Below are 17660 nucleotides of genomic sequence, written 5' to 3' on the forward strand. Positions count from 1 at the left end.
GGCGCGGCCCCCTTCCGGGGCCACGCAGCCAAAGCGCTGGCATTTCACTTCGCGCAAAGAATTGCTATTAAATCAATAGCTGCTTGCGCTTGAAGGATAAGCGCCAAGGGCAAAAAACCCATCAACCCTCGGCCACACGCCCTGCGTCGATGGTGATGCGCCGCTCACACTGCGCGGCGATAGCCCGGTCGTGGGTCACGAGCACCAGCGTGGTTCCCAATTCGCGGTTGAGTTCAAACATCAGCCGCATGATGGATTCACCCGTCGCAAAGTCCAGGCTACCGGTCGGCTCGTCGGCCAGCAATAAAGCGGGCTGCACCACAAAGGCACGCGCCAGGGCCACGCGCTGCTGCTCGCCGCCCGAGAGCACTTTGGGGTAATGCCCCAGGCGCTGGCCCAGGCCCACACGCTCCAGCATCTCGGCAGCGGCCTTGCGGGCATCGCGCCGTTCGGCCAACTCCAAAGGCAGCATCACGTTTTCGAGCGCGGTGAGGTTGCCCATGAGCTGAAAGCTCTGGAAGACAAAGCCCACCTTTTGCGCCCGCAGGGCGGCCCGGTCGTCCTCGCTCAGCGCGAACAGGTCTTGCCCATCCAGCCGCACCGTGCCGCGTGTGGGGGTGTCCAGCCCGGCAATGATGGACAGCAGCGTGCTCTTGCCCGAGCCCGAGGCCCCCACGATGGCCGCCGTCTCCCTTGGCGCCAGACGGAAATCAATATCCCGCAAAATGTCCAGCGTCCCGGTGGAGTCCGTCACCGACTTGAACACATGCTCGACAGCAATAATGGGCGTTACGGGCAACGAGGGAGATTCAGGCATGAAAGGCTCTTTACTTTGATTCGCGATCTGCATCGGCGTCACTTTATCCTCACCGCCTCCATGGCTGCCGCCATGGGGATTTACGCGCCTGGCATCGGGGCCCAAACCACAGCGCGCGCAGCCCCCAAAGCAGCCAAGTCAGCGGTCATTCTGGTGCTGGGCGACTCGTTGAGCGCCGAGTACGGTTTGCCGCGCGGCTCGGGCTGGGTGGCCCTGCTGGAAAAGCAATTGGCTGCCGACAAGATCAGCGCGTCTGTGGTCAACGCCAGCGTGAGCGGCGAAACCACCTCGGGCGGCCGCTCGCGCATAGCGGCGCTGCTCCAGCAGCACCAGCCCAGCCATGTGGTAATCGAACTGGGTGGCAACGACGCGCTGCGCGGGCTGCCGCTGCAAAACACCCAGGACAACCTGACCTTCATGACCCAGGCCGCCCAGAAAGCGGGCGCCAAAGTGCTGCTGGTGGGCATGCAGGTGCCGCCCAACTACGGCACCGATTACGCCAACCGCTTTGCCGCGCTGTTTGAAACGGTGGCCAAGGCGCAGAAAGCGGCGGTGGTGCCGTTCTTCCTCAAAGGTGTGGCCGATGAAGCCGACCCCGCCGGCATGTTCCAGCCCGACCGCATTCACCCCAAGGCCGAGGCCCACCCGCTCATGCTGGCCAATGTGTGGCCAGAGCTGAAGAAAATGCTGCGCTGACGCGCCAAAACAAAAAGCCCTGCAAACGCTGAAACCAGCGGTTGCGGGGCTTGTGAGCGAGACTTTGCCTGGGCACCAGAAAAAACCTTCTGCGCGCCGGGCCCAAAGTGTCAGTTGTTCGTGCCTTCACTGGGTGCTGCGGAGGGCGCTGCATCCTGATCGCCCTCAGCGTTTCCCGTCTGCGGATCGTCCGGCCGGCGTTGTGCTTTGGCTCTCAGCTTCTCTTCTTTTTTTTGTTTCTTAGCGAGTTCGCGCTGGCGTTTTTCGTATCCGTAGTTAGGTGTTGCCAAGGTGTTTGCTTTCTGAAGTAGAGGCCCACTGTAACAGCTTGGCTTTCGGGGCCAAGGCTCAAGCCAATTCGGGCTGCATGGCAGCGGCAGGCACGCGCTGCACAGCGGCACGGTAGGCATGCCAACTGGCATGGCCCAGCAGCGGCCCCACCAGCACCAATGCCACACTGCCCGCCCACAATGATGCGCCCACCAGCAAAGTGATGAGAGCACCCCACAGCAGCATCGTCAAGGGGTTCTCCAGCACCACGCGAATGCTGGTGATCCCAGCCGTCAGGGCATCGGTGTCGCGGTCAAGGATCATGGGAATGGACACCACCGAGGTGGAGAACACCAGGGCAGCAAACACCCCGCCCACTGCCGAGTACACCGCGACAAAGCTCCAGTTCTCACGGTTGAACACCGCCTGCAACACGCCCGTGGTGGACGGCATGCCCGTGTTGAAGAACACGGCAAACACCACCAGCGACGCCCGGCCCCACAACAACTCCAGCACGATGAGCACCAAGACCAGCATGCCCATGCTGCCCATGTGGCTGTCCCAGCAAGTCAGGGACTCGCTGAGCTGTGGCGGAATGCCTGCTTCGCGCCGGCGGCTGGTTTCGTACAACCCCATCGCCAGAAAGGGCCCAACCAGCAGACAGCCACTGGCCAGGGACATCGTGTATTCCGGCCGCGTGCGGAACACCCAGCCCAGCACCATCGCCATGAACCAGAAACACAGGCCGTAAAACACGGCAATACCCGGCGCAGCGCGCAAATCCTGAATGCCCTGTGCCAGCCAGCGGAAGGGGTCTGCCAACGTCAGACGCTGCAGAACGATGGGGGCAGCATCGCGGGTGGGAGGAACCTCGGGGACGGGGGTGTCTGACATGAGGGGGCACTGCGAGGTAAAACGAGGACTTAACCCACATCAAGTGGGCGCTGACCACACCGTAATGCAGCCTGCCGTGCTTTACCACTGAGGAAACTACCACCCCGCCCCTCCCCCCGCCCTCCGCGCGCCCCTGCATCTCTGCACAAGATGTCTGGGGGTTCTGTGCCGTGGTGATCAGGCTGGAGCGCGCTCCATCACCTCAAGCGCCTGGGCCAGGTCGGCACGCAAATCCGGGGCGGCTTCCAGGCCAATCGCAAAGCGCACCAAGGTGCCCGGCTTCAGGTGCGGTGTGGGGCCGCTGCGCATGCTCGGCAGGTTGTAGGGCACCACCAGGCTGATCGGGCCGCCCCAGCTGTAACCCAGCTTGAACAAACGCAGCGCATCGCAGAACGCATCCACCTGCGCCTGGCTGTAGCGTGCATCGATCATCACACTGAACAACCCGGCCGCCGCGCCCTGCCCCGCGTTGGCTGCGCCGCACAAGGCGCGCCAATGTTCATGGCCGGGCGAGCCTTCAATGGCCGGATGCAGCACCTGTGCAATGGCGGGCTGGGTTTGCAGCCAATGGGCCAATTCGCGGGCCACGCGGTCGTGCGCGGCATAGCGAAGCTCCACGCTGGGCAATGAGCGCAAAACCGCCTCGACGTCATTTGCCCCCACCCCCAAGCCCAGCCGCATATGCGTGAGCTTGATCTTCATGTGCAGAGCGTTCGACCGGGTCATCACACTGCCCATCAGCACGTCACCACCGCCGCTGGGGTATTTGGTGAGCGCGTGGGCAGACACATCCACACCCAGTGAGCCATCGCCCAGAAAATCAAATGGCGCAAAAGCCAATCCGGCGCCCCAGGTGTTGTCCAGAGCCGTGAGAACCCCACGCTCACAGCAAATGTGCACCTGGGCAATCAGATCAGGAAACTCCATGGTCACAGAGCCAGGGGCTTCCAGCCAGACCAGCCGCGTTTTGGGCGTAATGCGCTGGGCCAGGTCGTCAGGATTCAAGGCATCGAAAAATGCGTGGGTGATGCCATAACGTGCCAGTTCCACCACGGCAAAGTCTTTGCCTGGGCCGTACGCGTTGTCGGGGATCAGAACTTCATCGCCCGCTTTCAGCAATGCCAAACCCACGGTGGCAATGGCAGCCAAACCGCTGGGCACGAGCACGCATTCGGTGCCGCCTTCCAGCTCGCACAAACGTTCTTCCAGCAAAAAGGTGGTGGGCGTGCCGTGCAGGCCGTAGGTGTAGCCGCTCTTGTCTTTCCAATCGCGGGCGCGCATGGCGGCAACGTTGGGGAAGATGACGGTGGAGGCTTTGAACACGCCCGGTTGGGGCGCTGCGAACTCAGCGGGGGGCGTGTAGGCGTGGTGGATGAGGCGGGTGGAGATGTGGGGTGCAGGGGCTGATGCTTTCATGCGTGCATGTTAGCGCCACCTGCACCGACCCATGGCAGTCTTTAACCGCCAGAAATCACCAGCAAATTGGTCACGGAAGTGACGCCCTTGATGCTCTTGGCGATGGTCTGTGCGCGGTCTTTGGCGGCCAGGTTGGGCGCTGGGCCATTGAGGGTGACGGCACCGTTTTTGGTGTCCACGTTGATCTTGACGGCACTCAGATCCGGGTCTTTGGCCAGGCCCGCAGACACCTGAGCGGTGATGGTCGCATCGTCCACCTTGTCCATCGCGGCGTTGGCGGCCTGCTTGGCAGATTCACCCAGGTCCTTCGCCATGGCTTCGGCGCGCTCAGCGCTTTGGTCCATGCGGGCATCAGCCTTTTCCATGGCAGCCTCGGTTTTCGCCCTCGCGTCTGCCGCGGCTTGTTCTGTTTTTTCGACAGCAGAATCCAGGCGCTGCCCCACGGTGGGCTCTTCGTTGCGGCCACATGCGGTCAAGCCCAAGGCCAGCGCGCTCACGGCCAGAATGGAGGCAATGCGAGCAACCTTGCTGCATTGGGGGCGAGAGGTGGTGACTTCCTGTGGGTTCAATCCGTTGATGTTCATGACAAGTTCCTCGTAATGACAAAGATGGAGAGACTGTAGGCAGGCCTAGCCCCCGGCCGTGTGGGATGCCTGCCAAAACCGTGTAGGACGCGGCTGAAGCCACCCGTCAGCCCAAGAACGCGCCCGGTCAGCGGATCGATGTGTGCCGCCACCGGCAAAAGAGAGTCCCTCACGCCGACCGAGAAGGCCGCTACAACGACAATCCCTCCCCATGCTGCGCTCCGTTCTCCGATCCTGGCTCCCGTTTTTGTCCTGGCCTCGGCCATCTGCCTCTTTGCTGCGTGGTGAGTTCCTGGCAGGTATGACGGTGGGCTTGATGCTGGTGCCCCAAGGGGTGGCCTATGCTGCGCTGGCGGGTATGCCGCTGATCACCGGCATTTACGCATCGCTGCTGCCCGCCCTGGTGGCTGTGCTGTTCAGCTCCTCCACCCGCCTTGGCGTGGGCCCCACGGCGCTGACCAGTCTGCTCATCGGGGCTTCGCTCACGGGTCTTGCCGAGCCGGGCAGCGCTCAGTGGGTTCAGATGGCGGTGTGGATTGCGCTGCTGTCAGGTGCCTTGCAGTGCGTGATGGGGCTGGCCCGGTTTGGCTGGGTGGTGAACATCGTCACGTCGCCGGTGCTCAACGGCTTTACCCAAGCGGCGGCGTTGTTGATCCTGGCTTCTCAGCTAGGGGCCCTCACGGGGCTTCGGTCGAACTGGGGGGCGTTGCTGGCCACCCCGTCCTTAGGGCTTTTTGACCTGGCTGCGCTGGCCTTTGGTGTCGGTAGCGTGGGGGCGCTGCTTCTGGCCAAAAAGCTGAAGCCGACGTTTCCCGCCGCCATCGCCGTGGTGGGTGCTACAGGCGCCATCAGCTGGGCCACCGGTTATGCCGATGCGGGCGGCGCGGTGGTGGGGCATCTGCCCCAAGGCCTGCCAACGCTGCATTGGCCCGGCTGGCTGCCCTGGTCTGACCTGGCCTCACTGCTGATGCCGGTGCTGGTCGTGACACTGGTGAGCTTTCTGGAGACTGCTTCCAGCGCCAAGGTGGAAAGCCAGCGCTCGAGCGAGCGCTGGAACGAAAACCAGGACCTGATCGGCCAGGGTCTGTCCAAAATCAGCAGCGGTCTGTGCGGCAGCTTCGCCACCAGCGCATCCTTTTCGCGCTCTGCCATCAACCTGTATGCGGGCGCACAAACGGGTTGGGCCACGGTGTTTTCGATTGGCGTGGTGCTGGTGGTGCTGCTGTGGCTCACACCTGCGCTGTACTACGTGCCTACCTCGGCGCTGGCAGCGATTGTGGTCACCGCGGTGTTCAGCCTCATCAAGCCCTCTTCCATCACCCGGCTCTGGCGTGTGTCGCGTGTTGAGTCGTTGATTGCCATCGTCACGTTCGGCCTCACCCTGGCCACTGCGCCACGCATGTACTGGGGGGGGCTGGCGGGCTTGCTGATGAACCTGTGCCATTTTCTGTACCAGCGTCTGCACCCGCGCATCATTGAAGTAGGCCTGCACCCGGACGGAAGCCTGCGTGATCGGCACCTTTGGGGCCTGGAGCCACTGGCGCCGCACGTGCTGGCCCTGCGCATGGATGCCGAACTCGACTTTGCCTCGGCCAGCGCGCTGGAACAAAGGGTGGCGCAAGACCTTGGCGCGCACCCCGACGTCAGGCACCTGTGCCTCCTGGCCCAGCCCATCAATCGCATCGACGTGACGGGCCTGGAGGTATTTGCCCAACTGCACGCGCTGATGCTGGCCCGCGGCGGCTGTCTGCATGTGAGCGGGCTCAAACTGCCGGTGGAAACAGCGCTGCGCAAAGCGGGGGTTCTGCCCGCTGCGGCAGGTCTGATCACCTACCGTACGGACACCGAAGCGCTTGTAGCCTTGCAGCAGCTGCCGAGTGGCCGCTAACCCCGTTACCCACGCCCTGATTGCGTTAGGCAAGGCTTGCCCGCTGCTACACTTGAACCAACTTTAGAAGCAACCATTTGTGTCTGATTCGGCGGCCCCTTACCTTGTAGACCTGCGTGATCTGCGCCTGGACACTGCCCACGCCCTGGTCTCCCAGGTCAACGGCAGCGGGCCAGCTACCGCCTCCGACTACGCCCACCCACGGCAGTACCTGCAAGGCCTGATTGACGGGCTGTGCGAGCTTTCCCTGAAAGACCCTCTGACAGGCTTGGCCAACCGCAGGCATTTTCGCGCGGTGTTGGAACGAGAAATTGACCGGGTGACACGCTCTGGCGAAGCGGCCCTGCTGCTGATGCTGGACATCGACCACTTCAAGAAGGTGAACGATGTACACGGACACTCTGCGGGTGACATGGTGCTGCAATCGGTAGCGCGCACCCTGAGCGCCTGTGTGCGTCCTATGGACACCTTGGCCCGCTACGGCGGTGAAGAGTTTGCCGTGGTGCTCCCTGCCTGCCAGTCGGCTTTTGGGCACGTGGTTGCCGAGCGTATCCGCCGTGCCGTGGCCAATACGCCAATTCGAATTTCTCCCTCGGTCGAGCTGAATGTCACCGTGAGCATTGGCGGCGCATTTGCGCTGCAATGGATCCGCTCTACCACTCTGCTGTGGATTGATCGGGCTGACAATCAGCTCTATCAGGCAAAATCTCTAGGACGCAACCGCGTGAGCATCGAGGAGCAGCCCGACAGCACCGTCAGTGCTGAAGAAAAGAGCTTGTTGTTTGGCCCGCTGTATTCTCCTTCGGGCTGGGGCGATCTACCGCCCCCGCTGGATGCAACAGGCAGCGCCTACTGAAAGTTAGATGATGAGCGACGCGCTGTCCCCCCAACCCATGACGCCCAACGCAGCGCCCGTGCAGGCAGTCCCTGCCACGGGAGCGCGCATCATTGCCATCACAAGTGGCAAAGGTGGCGTCGGAAAAACCTTTGTTTCAGCCAACCTCGCGGCGGCGTTGACCCGCAGAGGCCAGCGCGTCTTGGTGTTGGACGCTGACCTCGGCCTCGCCAACCTGGACGTGGTGCTCAACCTGCACCCCAAGATCACGCTGCACGACGTGTTCACGGGCAAGGCACGACTGGAAGACGCCATCATCAAAGCCCCTGGCGGGTTTTCGGTGCTGCTGGCGGGCTCGGGCATGGTCGAGTACTCGCGCCTCACCCCCGAGGTGCGCAACCAGTTCCTGAGCGTCATCCAGGCGTTGACACCCCAATACGACGTGGTGCTGCTGGACACCGGCGCTGGCATTTCCGACGTTGTGCTCTTTTCCGTGTCGTTGGCTTCTGAAGTGCTGATCGTGGCAACGCCCGAGCCCACCTCGCTGACAGACGCCTACGCCGCCATCAAGGTGCTGGCCATGCAGCAACAGCGCCAGCATGTGCGCATGGTCATCAACCAGGCGGCGCGTCCGGGTGACGGGCGGGCCATTACCAGCCAGTTGCAGCAGGTGCTCGACCGCTTCGTCAGCACCCAATCGGGCCGCCCCGTGCGCTTGATCCACATGGGCGACATTCCTGCCGACCCATCAGTGCGTGATGCGGTGATGCGCCGCCAGCTCTTGCTGGTGAACACGCCCGGCTGCCCTGCGGCGCTTGCCATTTCGCAGCTGGCGAACAAGATCGAGACAGCGCTGCTGACCCCCACGGCATAATTCTCGCCGTGCTTACCTGCCAGGGCGGGCTTCGTGCCCCGCGCCCGGCTCTTTGGGCGGCCAGCGCTTTCGACAACCAATCACCGGTTTCGGCAGAGCCGCCGCTCAGCCTGTTTACCCCCTTCCCGCCGTGACGTCCGTACTCAATATTTCCTGCTACAAATTCGTGCCCCTGCCTGACGCAGCCGAGTTGCGTGAACGGCTCCACGCGCAAGCAGTGGCTGCGGGCCTGAAGGGCACGATCTTGCTGGCCGAAGAAGGCATCAACTTCTTTTTGGCGGGCACCGCCCAAGCAGTGCGGGGCTTTGTGGACGGCATGCGGGTGGACGAGCGCTTTGCCGACCTGGAGCCCAAGGAGAGTTGGTCCGACACGGTGCCATTTCGCAAGATGCTGATCAAGGTCAAGCGCGAGATCATCCGCATGGACCACCCCACCATCCGCCCGGCGCAGGGGCGTGCCCCGTCGGTGGAGCCAGCCACGCTGCACCGCTGGCTAGAACAAGGCCATGACGATGCCGGCCGTGAGGTGGTGACCCTGGATACGCGTAACGCATTCGAGGTGGACGCCGGGACATTCGCCGATGCGATTGACTGGCGCATTGCCAAGTTCACGGAGTTTCCTGACGCCTTTCGCGCGCACAAGGCAGAGCTGCAGGACAAAACCGTGGTGAGCTTCTGCACCGGGGGCATCCGCTGCGAAAAGGCGGCCATCCTGATGCGGGAAGAAGGCCTGGAGCATGTTTACCAGCTTGAAGGCGGCATCCTCAAATACTTTGAACACACCGATGGAGCGCACTACCACGGCGGCTGCTTTGTGTTTGACGAGCGCACCGTGCTGGCGCCCGATCTTTCTGCACAGCCATCTGCCAAGGCTGGCGACGAAGATGCCGGTGCATCCAGTTGAATTTGCTATCAAAAAGTGAGCTGCTTGCGCTTGTCAAATAAGCGCCAGAGCCACTTTTAACTCAAACCCTGTCAGGGCTTGAAACGGCGCTCGGGCAGCGGTATGGACTCTGTCTCGCCCGGCACATGGCCCATGCGCTGGGCCTCCCAGTCGTCGGCTGCCTGAACGATGCGTTCTTTGCGGGTGGAGACAAAGTTCCACCAGATGTGCAGGCGCTGGAGCAAAGCGTCGCCGCCTACCAGCATGCAGCGCACGGCGCTGTCTCCCGCACGCAGCAGCATGGCGTGGCCTGTGGGCAGCACCGTCAACGTCTGGGCGGCCAGCGTGACGCCGTCCAGGGTGACAGCAGCATCCACGGTGTACAAGCCCGCCTCTTGTGCCAAGGCCGCAGGCAACGCAAGCGCCCCACCGGCAGGCAGCTGGATATCCAGGTACAGAGCCGGCGCCAGGCTGACAACCGGGGACTGCTGCCCCCACGCCTGGCCGATGAGCACACGCACCGTGGCATCGCCCACTTGCAGCTGCGGTATGGCATCTGCGGGGGTGTGCACAAAGCTGGGCTCCGCCTCCTCTGCCTCTACCGGCAACGCCGCCCACAGCTGAATACCGTGGTTCACATAGCTTGTCTGCGCCAGCGTTTGGGGGCGACGCTCGGAGTGGACGATGCCTTTGGCGGCCGTCATCCAGTTGATGGCGCCTGGCTCGATTTGCTGCACCGAGCCCAGACTGTCGCGGTGCATGATGGCGCCCGAGAACAGGTAGGTCACCGTGGCCAGGCCAATGTGCGGGTGCGGGCGCACATCGTGCTGTGACTCGGGCGTGACGGTGACCGGGCCAAAGTGATCAAAGAACAGAAACGGCCCGACGGATTGGCGCCCCATGGCAGGCAACAGCCTGCGCACCTTGAACCCGCCGCCCAGGTCTTTGTCGTGCGCCGTGATGGTTTGCATGGCTGCCATGGTGTTTGCCCTTTCTGTAGTGGCCCTGCCCCCATCCAGCGCCAGGGCAGATCAAGCCGGGGAGCGTCAGCCCTTGAGGCGCGCCGTGATGTCGGCCACCCGCTTGCCGTAGAGCTTGGCGGTGTCCAGGTCGCCCTGGGGAATTTCTGCCACCGACGCGTCAGATGGCGACTGCACCAGCAAGCCCACCGAGCCACCCAGGTTGTTCACATCGCTGCGCGTGGCGGCCTTGCTGTTGCTGGGCAACATGCCCAAGCTTACCCATACGCCACCGTGCTGCGACGCCAAGGTTTGCAGCGCAATCAGCGTGACCTGCTTGTCGCCGCTGAGGCTGGCGCTGTTGGTAAAGCCACCAAACACCTTGTCTTGCCAAGCGCGAGAAAACCACGCTTTGGATGACGCATCGGCAAACTTCTTGAACTGCCAGCTGGGGCCGCCCATGTAGGTGGGTGTGCCGAAGATGATGGCATCTGCGGCGTTGAGCGTTTCCCAGCCGCCTTCGGGCAGGTTGCCTTCGGCGTCAATCGCCAGCAACTGGGCATTTGCGCCATCGGCCACTTGCTGGGCGACGCGCTGGGTGTGGCCGTAGCCAGAGTGGTAAACCACCACGATTTGGGACATCAGAAACTCCTTAAATCAACAGACCAATGTAAACAGACTAAAAAGACGAGCGATCAGTTCGCCAGATCAAACACCAGCACTTCCGCATCCTGCCCGCCAGACAGCGAGACCTGCGTTTCATTTTCCAGCATCGCGGCGTCGCCCGCCTTCAGGCATTCGCCATTGACCATGACGTTACCGCGCACCAGTTGCACATAGCCCTTGCGCCCTGGCTGCATGGGCAAGGTGGCCGTCTCGTCACCGCTCAGCAAGCCAGCGTAAATAGCCGCATCGGCATGGATCAACACCGAGCCTTGCGCCCCATCGGGCGATGCCACGAGGCGCAGCTTGCCGCGCTTCTCGGCATCGGTGAAGCTCTTTTGCTCGTAGCTGGGTGCAATGCCGCGCACATTGGGCTCGATCCAGATTTGCAGAAAGTGCGTGGTCTGCCCGGCTGCGTGGTTGAACTCGCTGTGCATCACGCCCGTGCCTGCACTCATGCGCTGCACGTCCCCGGGCGGAATGCCCTTGACGTTGCCCATGCTGTCCTTGTGGGCCAGTTCACCCGACAGCACGTAGCTGATGATCTCCATGTCGCGGTGGCCATGGGTGCCAAAGCCGGTGCCGGGCGCAATGCGGTCTTCGTTGATGACACGCAGGTTGCCAAAGCCCATGTGGCGGGGGTCGTAGTAGCCGGCAAAAGAGAAGCTGTGGAAGGACTGCAGCCAGCCATGATCGGCATAGCCCCGGTCTTGTGATTTGCGAATCGTCAGCATGGTGATTGCTCCTTTCAATGCCTCCACTGTAGGACGCGCGGGGCTTGCACAGGCTCTGTCCGATTGATGGCATCATTCAAAACGCTTGAACAAAAATGAGCCGACCATGCAAAACGCTCGCGACGTCCTCACGCCGGACAGCCTGACCATGCTGCAGGTGATTGCCGAAGCCGGCAGCTTTGCCGCCGCCGCCCGGCAACTGGGGCTGGTGCCCAGCGCCCTCACCTACCGCGTTCGGCAGATCGAAGACGCGCTGGATGTACTGCTGTTCGACCGCAGCGCCCGCCAGGCCAAGCCCACAGAGGCCGGGGCCGAGCTGCTGCGCGAGGGCGGCCGGCTGCTGCAGGACATTGATGCCGTGGCCAACCGCGTGCGCCGGGTGGCCACGGGCTGGGAGCCGCAGCTCACGCTGTCGATTGACGGAGTGATCTCTCCGCACACCATGCTGGAACTGGTGGAGGCGTTTTACGCCATGTCGCCCCCCACCCGCCTGAAGCTGCGCGACGGCATCATGAGCGGCACGCGCGAGGCATTGACCTCGGGCCGGGCTGACCTGGCGATTGGCGTGTCCAACATCGCATCCGACGTGGCCGGGCTGCAGCAGGCACCACTGGGTGATCTGCTTTTCATCTACGTGGTAGCCCCCCACCACCCGCTGGCCAGCATGCCCGAGCCCATCACCGATGCCGTGATGTTGCGCCACCGGGCCGTGGCGGTGGCCGATTCGGCCCAGCGTGGGGGCATGACCATGGGCTTGCTGGGCGGGCAGGATGTGCTGACGGTGGACACCATGCAAGCCAAGGTGCAAGTGCAGTTGCGCGGCCTGGGCGGTGGCTTTTTGCCAGAACCCATGGTGCGCCCCTACCTGGAAGCCGGCCGCCTGGTGGCCAAGCGCGTGGCCCGCCCCGAGCGCCAGTTGCGCCTGCACTATGCCTGGGGCGGCCCGGGCTTCACGGCACCTGGGCGAGCGTTGCAGTGGTGGCTGCAGCAGTTGCAAAGCCCCGCCACGCGCAAGGCCCTGCTGGAAAACCACCACCATTTTTGAGCCGCGACAGACCGGCGCGCGTGTAGAGTGGGTACCGTCAAGTATTCAACGTCGAACGTCACTTCCGCTGTCTCTGAAAGTCCCTGAAAGGCAAACCATGAGCAAAACCGTTTCCCGCCCCTCCAAGCGGCCCCGACGCAACGACACCTCCACCCCGGCGCCCGGCCCGCGCCACTTCGCCATCATCGGCGCAGGCATGGCTGGCATTGCGTGCGCCCGCACCCTGGTGCAGGCAGGCCACCGCGTCACGGTGTTCGAGCAGGCTGATGCGCCAGGGGGCCGCACGGCCACCGTGAACACAGTGTTCGGCCCGTTTGACATTGGCGCGCAATACTTCACCGTGCGCGACCCGCGCTTTGCCCGCGCCATCGACACCGTGCCCGGGCTTTGCAAGCCCTGGAGCGCAAACAACGTCCGCGTGCTCGACGCCACCGGCCGGGTCACCTCCCAGGGCCTGCTCTCGCGCGAAGCGCACTGGGTGCCCAGCCCCGGCATGCAATCGCTGGTGGCCGCCTGGGCTCAGCCGCTGCAACAGGCGGGTCAAGTACAGCTCAACACACAAGTGCAGCGCGTGGAGCGCGACAGCCTGAACCCACAAGGCTGGCAATTGCGCACCCAAGGCGCAGATGGCTCCCAGCATGTGTATGCGGGATTTGATGCGGTGCTGTTCAGCCAGCCCGCCACGGCAGCGCAGGCGTTGCTGGTCAAGTCGGCCATTGACTGCACCTTGACTACGCCTCTGTCGCAGGTGGCCATGGCCCCCTGCTGGACGCTGACTTTGGCCTACCCCCAGGCCGTGCGGCCAGGGCTGACCACGCTGGGGCCCCAGTGGAACGTGGCGCGCAGCACCCACCACCGCATTGCCTGGCTGGCCCGCGAATCGTCCAAGCCCGGCCGCGGCACGGTAGAGCGCTGGACAGTGCAGGCCAACCCGGCCTGGTCCGCAGAACATCTGCAAGACGATGAAGCCCGCGTGCAAGCCAAGCTGCTTAAGGCCTTTGGCGAGGTGACCGGCCTGCGTGCCGAGCCAGCCCATGTGGCCCTGCACTGCTGGCCCTATGCGCAGACCACGCATCCACTGGGCCTGAGCCACCTGTGGGACGCCAGCATGGGCCTGGGCGCTTGCGGCGACTGGTGCCTGGGCCACCGCCTGGAAGACGCTTTCATCTCGGGCCTGGAACTGGCACTTGCCGTGAAATGAGTGGGGGGAGCGTGATGGGAGCCCTTCACCAGGGCTCCACAGCCCTTGCGTCCTCCGCCAGCAGCCGCAATGTGCCCCACGCACTACACCCTTACATCGGGCGCTTTGCGCCCTCACCCACGGGGCCGCTGCACGCGGGCTCGTTGGTCGCGGCGCTGGCCAGCTGGCTAGATGCCCGCGCGGCCAAGGGCACCTGGCTGGTGCGCATTGAAGATGTGGACACGCCGCGCTGCATTCCCGGGGCGGACCAGACCATCCTGAGCCAGCTGGCCCAGTGCGGGCTACACCCCGATGGGGCCGTCGTGTGGCAGTCTCAGCGCGGCGCGCTGTACCAGCAGGCGCTGGACTCGCTGATCGCACAACACCTGGCCTACCCCTGCGCATGTTCCCGCAAGGAGATCGAAGCTGCCCAGCTCGCACTGGGCCACGCCAAAGAGCGCCACGCCGCCCTGCCCTACCCAGGCACTTGCCGTCAGGGCCTGCATGGCCGAAGCCCGCGCGCCTGGCGTTTCAATACGAGCGACTTTTACCAAAAAGTGGCTCCAGCGCTTACGCCACAAGCGCCAGCAGCTATCAATTCAGAAGCAAACTTCCTGCCATGGAAGGATCGGCGACTGGGCCGGCAAGTGCAAGACGTGGTCAGCGCCGTGGGCGACTTCGTTCTCAAGCGTGCAGACGGCCTGTGGGCGTACCAGCTGGCCGTGGTGGTGGATGACGCCGAGCAATCGGTCACCCACATCGTGCGCGGCGAAGACCTGGCCGACAACACTCCGCGCCAGATCCTGCTGCAAAAAGCACTGGGGCTGCCCACGCCTGCCTACCTGCACACCCCCCTGGTGCTGGATGTGAATGGCGAGAAGCTCTCCAAGCAAAACGGCGCTGCTGCGGTGGACCTGTCCAACCCGCTCATGGCGTTGAACCAGGCGGCACAGGCTCTGGGTTTACCCGCAGTGGCAGATTCACACCACATTTCGGTGTCCGATGCGCTTGCGCACTGGGTTCAGGCTTGGTCACGAATCTACAATGACGCACCGTGACCGAACAGAACAATATTTCCACTAGCGCAGAGCCTTCCGCTGCGCCACAAGCCGCTGGCGCTGCACCCGCTGGCGTGGCATTTCCCAAAACCATCAAGAGCTATGTGCGGCGCGCCGGCCGCACCACCACAGGGCAGGCCAAGGCCTTTGAAGACCTGGGCCCCCGCTTTTTGCTGAATTACCGGGCAGAGCCCTTTGACGCCACTGCCGCCTTTGGCCGCAATGCTCCGTTGATTCTGGAAATTGGCTTTGGCATGGGTGAGGCCACGGCGCACATCGCCCGTGTGCGGCCCGCTGACAACTTCTTGTGCTGCGAAGTGCATGAGCCAGGCGTAGGTGCCTTGCTCAAGCGCATTGGTGAACAAGACATCACCAACATTCGCATCCTCCAGCACGACGCCGTGGAAGTCATTGACCACATGCTGGCCCCAGGCAGCCTGGACGGCATCCACATTTTCTTTCCAGACCCCTGGCACAAGAAAAAGCACAACAAGCGCCGCCTGATCCAGAGCCCGCTGGTCGCCAAGCTGGCGGCACGCCTCAAGCCCGGCGGGTATCTGCACTGCGCCACCGACTGGCAGCCCTATGCAGAGCAGATGCTTGAAGTGCTGGGCCAGGAGCCCTTGCTGGCCAATACGGCTGAAGGCTACGCGCCCCAGCCGGACTATCGCCCTCTCACCAAGTTCGAAAACCGCGGTTTGCGGTTGGGCCACGGGGTGTGGGACATCGTTTTCAAGCGCCGTTGACCTCTGCCTGAGCCGCACGCACTTCCCCGCCTATGAAGCCCATATTGCAACACCTGGTCGAGATGACTGGCCACCGCGACCACTTGCGGCTGGAAGTGTCGGTGCTCTCGACCCTGCAAAAGCTCAGCGGCATCAAGGAAGTGCGGGCGCTGGAGCTGTTCACCGACGACGGCCAGCCCCATATCCGCCCACGCACCTGGGTGCAGGACGGCCAGCTGGTGTCTACCGACTCCGAGGCCGCCGCAGACCCGCGCAAGGAGCCGCTGGAGCATTACCCCGAACTGATGCAGTGCGTGACCACGCAGGGCGACAGCGCCCTGGCGCACCCGCGCCCTGGTCGACACACGCTGTGGCTGCCGGTGTGGATGCACGAAAAAGTCACCACCTGCCTGGAAATCACGCAGTCGCGCCCCTTCTCGGCCCATAAGCTGGATGTGGTCAAAGGGATATTCCTCGTCTACCAGAACTACCAGAGCCTGCTGGACTATTCCGAGCGCGATGCGCTGACCGGGCTGTTCAACCGCAAGACCTTCGACGAGCAATTTGCTCGCAACGCACTGCCCGGCCTGAGTAGCAGCAAGCCCCAGAGCGCGGAGTCGATGATTTCAGAAGAAGTCAGCCCCACCAGTGAGCCCGTACAGAACTGGCTGGCGGTGGTGGACATTGACCACTTCAAGCAAGTCAATGACCGCTTCGGGCACCTGTATGGCGACGAAGTGCTGATTCTGGTCGCCAACATTCTGCGCAGCTCTTTCCGCTCGCACGACCGCATCTTCCGTTTTGGTGGTGAAGAGTTCGTGGTGCTGCTGCGCAACACCACGCTTTCCAAAGCCCACAAGGTGTTCAACCGCTTCCGCGAAGCGGTGCAGGAATACCACTTCCCGCAGGTGGGCAACGTCACGGTGAGCCTGGGTTTTGTCGGCACCTCGCGCGGGTCGCCAGTGGAAATTCTGGGCCAGGCAGACCAGGCGCTTTATTACGCCAAGGAACATGGTCGCAACCAGGTGCGCTTCTACGAAGATCTGGTCGCCTCTGGCGAGCTGGCCACCAAGGTGGCCAACGACGACGTAGAGCTTTTTTAAGCGCTTCAGGCGGCTGCAGGCCGCCTGAACGCCAGCGATCAGGTTCCGCGCGATGCCAAGCTTGCCCTCACCACCGCGCGGCCTACAGCAGCAATCGCGGCATCTCGCTGCTCTGGCGCTACCGCAGATCGGGTGAGATAGCAGGTCACCAGCACTGCCCCGCGGTGACCGCTGGCGCCTGGCGGCCAAAGCACGGCCACATCGTTGGCAGTACCACTGCTGCCGGCAGTGCCTGTCTTGTCCCCCACCTTCCAGCCCGGGGCCCCCGCGCGCAAGCGCTTGTCGCCGGTGCTGGTTTCAATGAGCCAACGCTGCAGCCACGCGCGGGACGAGGCAGACAGTGATTCGCCCAACACCAGCTTTTGCATGGTCTGGAGCATGGCCCGCGGGGTGGTGGTGTCGCGCACATCGCCAATGGCGGCCTCGTTCAGGGTGGGCTCATTGCGGTCCAGGCGCGTGATGGGGTCGCCCAGCATACGCAGGTAGCGGGTGAGCGCAGCCGGGCCGCCGTGGCGTTCCAGCAAGACATTGGCTGCGGTGTTGTCGCTCAGGCTCACTGTGGCAGAGCACAGTTCACCCACCGTCAAGCCCCCACCTGGGCCCGCACGCGGCGCGCTGACGGGTGAATACTCCACCACATCTGCTGGCGCGTAATGCACCCGTGCATTCAGATTTTCACGGCCCTGGTCCACCAGCGACAGCATCCACCCCGCCAACAGCAGCTTGAAGGTGCTGCACATGGCGAAACGCTCGTCCTGACGCCAGCCCAAAGCCAGGCCGGTTTCGGTATCCAGCATGGACACGCCCAGGCGACCCTGCGCGTTGTGCTCAATCCCTTCCATGGCGCTGTTCCAAGTTTTGGAGATGCCTGCGCCAGGTGCAGCCCGAACTGCGCAACCCGCCAACGGGGAAAGCCCCAGCGCGGCCAAACCCAAGGAAAACTCTCGCCTTTGCATTCTGAAACTCCGTCATTTTGAAAGATCGCGACGATATAGCGCCGCTGCGCGTTGCGCCAATGGCAATCATTGAGAGCAGA

The 17660-nt window shown here is 63.4% G+C and carries 19 protein-coding genes; 10 read left to right on the plus strand and 9 right to left on the minus strand.

Annotated elements, in window-relative coordinates; genetic code table 11:
• Nucleotides 1-121: 121 nt before the first annotated feature.
• The gene (locus tag BDD18_RS15700; protein WP_066784428.1) at nt 122-817 is read right to left on the minus strand and encodes an ABC transporter ATP-binding protein; all 696 of its coding nucleotides are present in this window, start codon (nt 815-817) and stop codon (nt 122-124) included.
• Between the two features lie 60 nt (nt 818-877).
• Between BDD18_RS15700 and BDD18_RS15705 the strand changes: the two genes are divergently transcribed.
• Nucleotides 878-1513, plus strand: coding sequence for an arylesterase (locus BDD18_RS15705; RefSeq protein WP_170207415.1), 636 nt, complete (start codon nt 878-880; stop codon nt 1511-1513).
• Nucleotides 1514-1623: 110 nt separating this feature from the next.
• Here BDD18_RS15705 and BDD18_RS15710 read toward each other — a convergent pair whose 3' ends face one another.
• The 4 genes from BDD18_RS15710 to BDD18_RS15725 form a co-directional block, all read right to left on the minus strand.
• Nucleotides 1624-1803: a hypothetical protein gene (locus BDD18_RS15710; RefSeq protein ID WP_142084315.1), complete on the minus strand. Its 180-nt coding sequence runs from the start codon at nt 1801-1803 to the stop codon at nt 1624-1626.
• Nucleotides 1804-1861: 58 nt separating this feature from the next.
• Nucleotides 1862-2677, minus strand: a complete 816-nt coding sequence (locus tag BDD18_RS15715) for a DUF2189 domain-containing protein (RefSeq protein ID WP_142084316.1) — start codon at nt 2675-2677, stop codon at nt 1862-1864.
• A 177-nt stretch (nt 2678-2854) separates the two neighbouring features.
• Entirely contained in the window at nt 2855-4093 is a 1239-nt protein-coding gene (locus BDD18_RS15720) for a PLP-dependent transferase (RefSeq protein ID WP_142084318.1), read from the minus strand.
• A 41-nt stretch (nt 4094-4134) separates the two neighbouring features.
• Nucleotides 4135-4677, minus strand: coding sequence for a BON domain-containing protein (locus BDD18_RS15725; protein WP_142084320.1), 543 nt, complete (start codon nt 4675-4677; stop codon nt 4135-4137).
• Between the two features lie 211 nt (nt 4678-4888).
• Between BDD18_RS15725 and BDD18_RS15730 the strand changes: the two genes are divergently transcribed.
• From BDD18_RS15730 to BDD18_RS15745, 4 genes are all read left to right on the plus strand, one after another.
• A complete protein-coding gene (locus BDD18_RS15730) occupies nt 4889-6565 on the plus strand; it encodes a SulP family inorganic anion transporter (RefSeq protein WP_142084322.1) in 1677 nt (558 codons plus the stop codon).
• Nucleotides 6566-6644: 79 nt separating this feature from the next.
• Complete coding sequence (locus BDD18_RS15735; protein WP_142084323.1) at nt 6645-7421, plus strand: GGDEF domain-containing protein; 777 nt, start codon at nt 6645-6647, stop codon at nt 7419-7421.
• 10 nt (nt 7422-7431) lie between these two features.
• On the plus strand, nt 7432-8274 hold the full coding sequence (locus BDD18_RS15740) for a MinD/ParA family protein (RefSeq protein WP_142084325.1): 843 nt from the start codon (nt 7432-7434) through the stop codon (nt 8272-8274).
• A gap of 130 nt (nt 8275-8404) precedes the next feature.
• Nucleotides 8405-9178: a sulfurtransferase gene (locus BDD18_RS15745; RefSeq protein ID WP_142084327.1), complete on the plus strand. Its 774-nt coding sequence runs from the start codon at nt 8405-8407 to the stop codon at nt 9176-9178.
• Nucleotides 9179-9249: 71 nt separating this feature from the next.
• On the opposite strand, the gene BDD18_RS15750 is transcribed toward BDD18_RS15745, so the two are convergent.
• The 3 genes from BDD18_RS15750 to BDD18_RS15760 form a co-directional block, all read right to left on the minus strand.
• On the minus strand, nt 9250-10137 hold the full coding sequence (locus BDD18_RS15750) for a pirin family protein (protein ID WP_142084328.1): 888 nt from the start codon (nt 10135-10137) through the stop codon (nt 9250-9252).
• Between the two features lie 66 nt (nt 10138-10203).
• Nucleotides 10204-10758 (minus strand): flavodoxin family protein, encoded by a 555-nt coding sequence (locus BDD18_RS15755; protein WP_044395197.1) that lies wholly within the window; start codon nt 10756-10758, stop codon nt 10204-10206.
• Nucleotides 10759-10811: 53 nt separating this feature from the next.
• Entirely contained in the window at nt 10812-11513 is a 702-nt protein-coding gene (locus tag BDD18_RS15760; RefSeq protein WP_044395195.1) for a pirin family protein, read from the minus strand.
• A 106-nt stretch (nt 11514-11619) separates the two neighbouring features.
• On the opposite strand from BDD18_RS15760, the gene BDD18_RS15765 reads away from it, so the two are divergent.
• From BDD18_RS15765 to BDD18_RS15785, 5 genes are all read left to right on the plus strand, one after another.
• A complete protein-coding gene (locus BDD18_RS15765) occupies nt 11620-12558 on the plus strand; it encodes a LysR family transcriptional regulator (RefSeq protein WP_066696096.1) in 939 nt (312 codons plus the stop codon).
• 97 nt (nt 12559-12655) lie between these two features.
• Nucleotides 12656-13759, plus strand: coding sequence for an NAD(P)/FAD-dependent oxidoreductase (locus tag BDD18_RS15770; RefSeq protein ID WP_142084330.1), 1104 nt, complete (start codon nt 12656-12658; stop codon nt 13757-13759).
• Between the two features lie 14 nt (nt 13760-13773).
• The gene (gene gluQRS / locus BDD18_RS15775; RefSeq protein WP_142084332.1) at nt 13774-14796 is read left to right on the plus strand and encodes a tRNA glutamyl-Q(34) synthetase GluQRS; all 1023 of its coding nucleotides are present in this window, start codon (nt 13774-13776) and stop codon (nt 14794-14796) included.
• Between the two features lie 14 nt (nt 14797-14810).
• On the plus strand, nt 14811-15542 hold the full coding sequence (gene trmB, locus BDD18_RS15780; protein ID WP_370541224.1) for a tRNA (guanosine(46)-N7)-methyltransferase TrmB: 732 nt from the start codon (nt 14811-14813) through the stop codon (nt 15540-15542).
• Nucleotides 15543-15574: 32 nt separating this feature from the next.
• On the plus strand, nt 15575-16624 hold the full coding sequence (locus tag BDD18_RS15785; protein ID WP_142084336.1) for a GGDEF domain-containing protein: 1050 nt from the start codon (nt 15575-15577) through the stop codon (nt 16622-16624).
• 38 nt (nt 16625-16662) lie between these two features.
• On the opposite strand, the gene bla is transcribed toward BDD18_RS15785, so the two are convergent.
• Entirely contained in the window at nt 16663-17580 is a 918-nt protein-coding gene (gene bla, locus BDD18_RS15790; RefSeq protein WP_142084338.1) for a class A beta-lactamase, read from the minus strand.
• Nucleotides 17581-17660 lie beyond the last annotated feature (80 nt).

The organism is Acidovorax temperans (assembly GCF_006716905.1).
GTDB lineage: Bacteria > Pseudomonadota > Gammaproteobacteria > Burkholderiales > Burkholderiaceae_C > Acidovorax > Acidovorax temperans.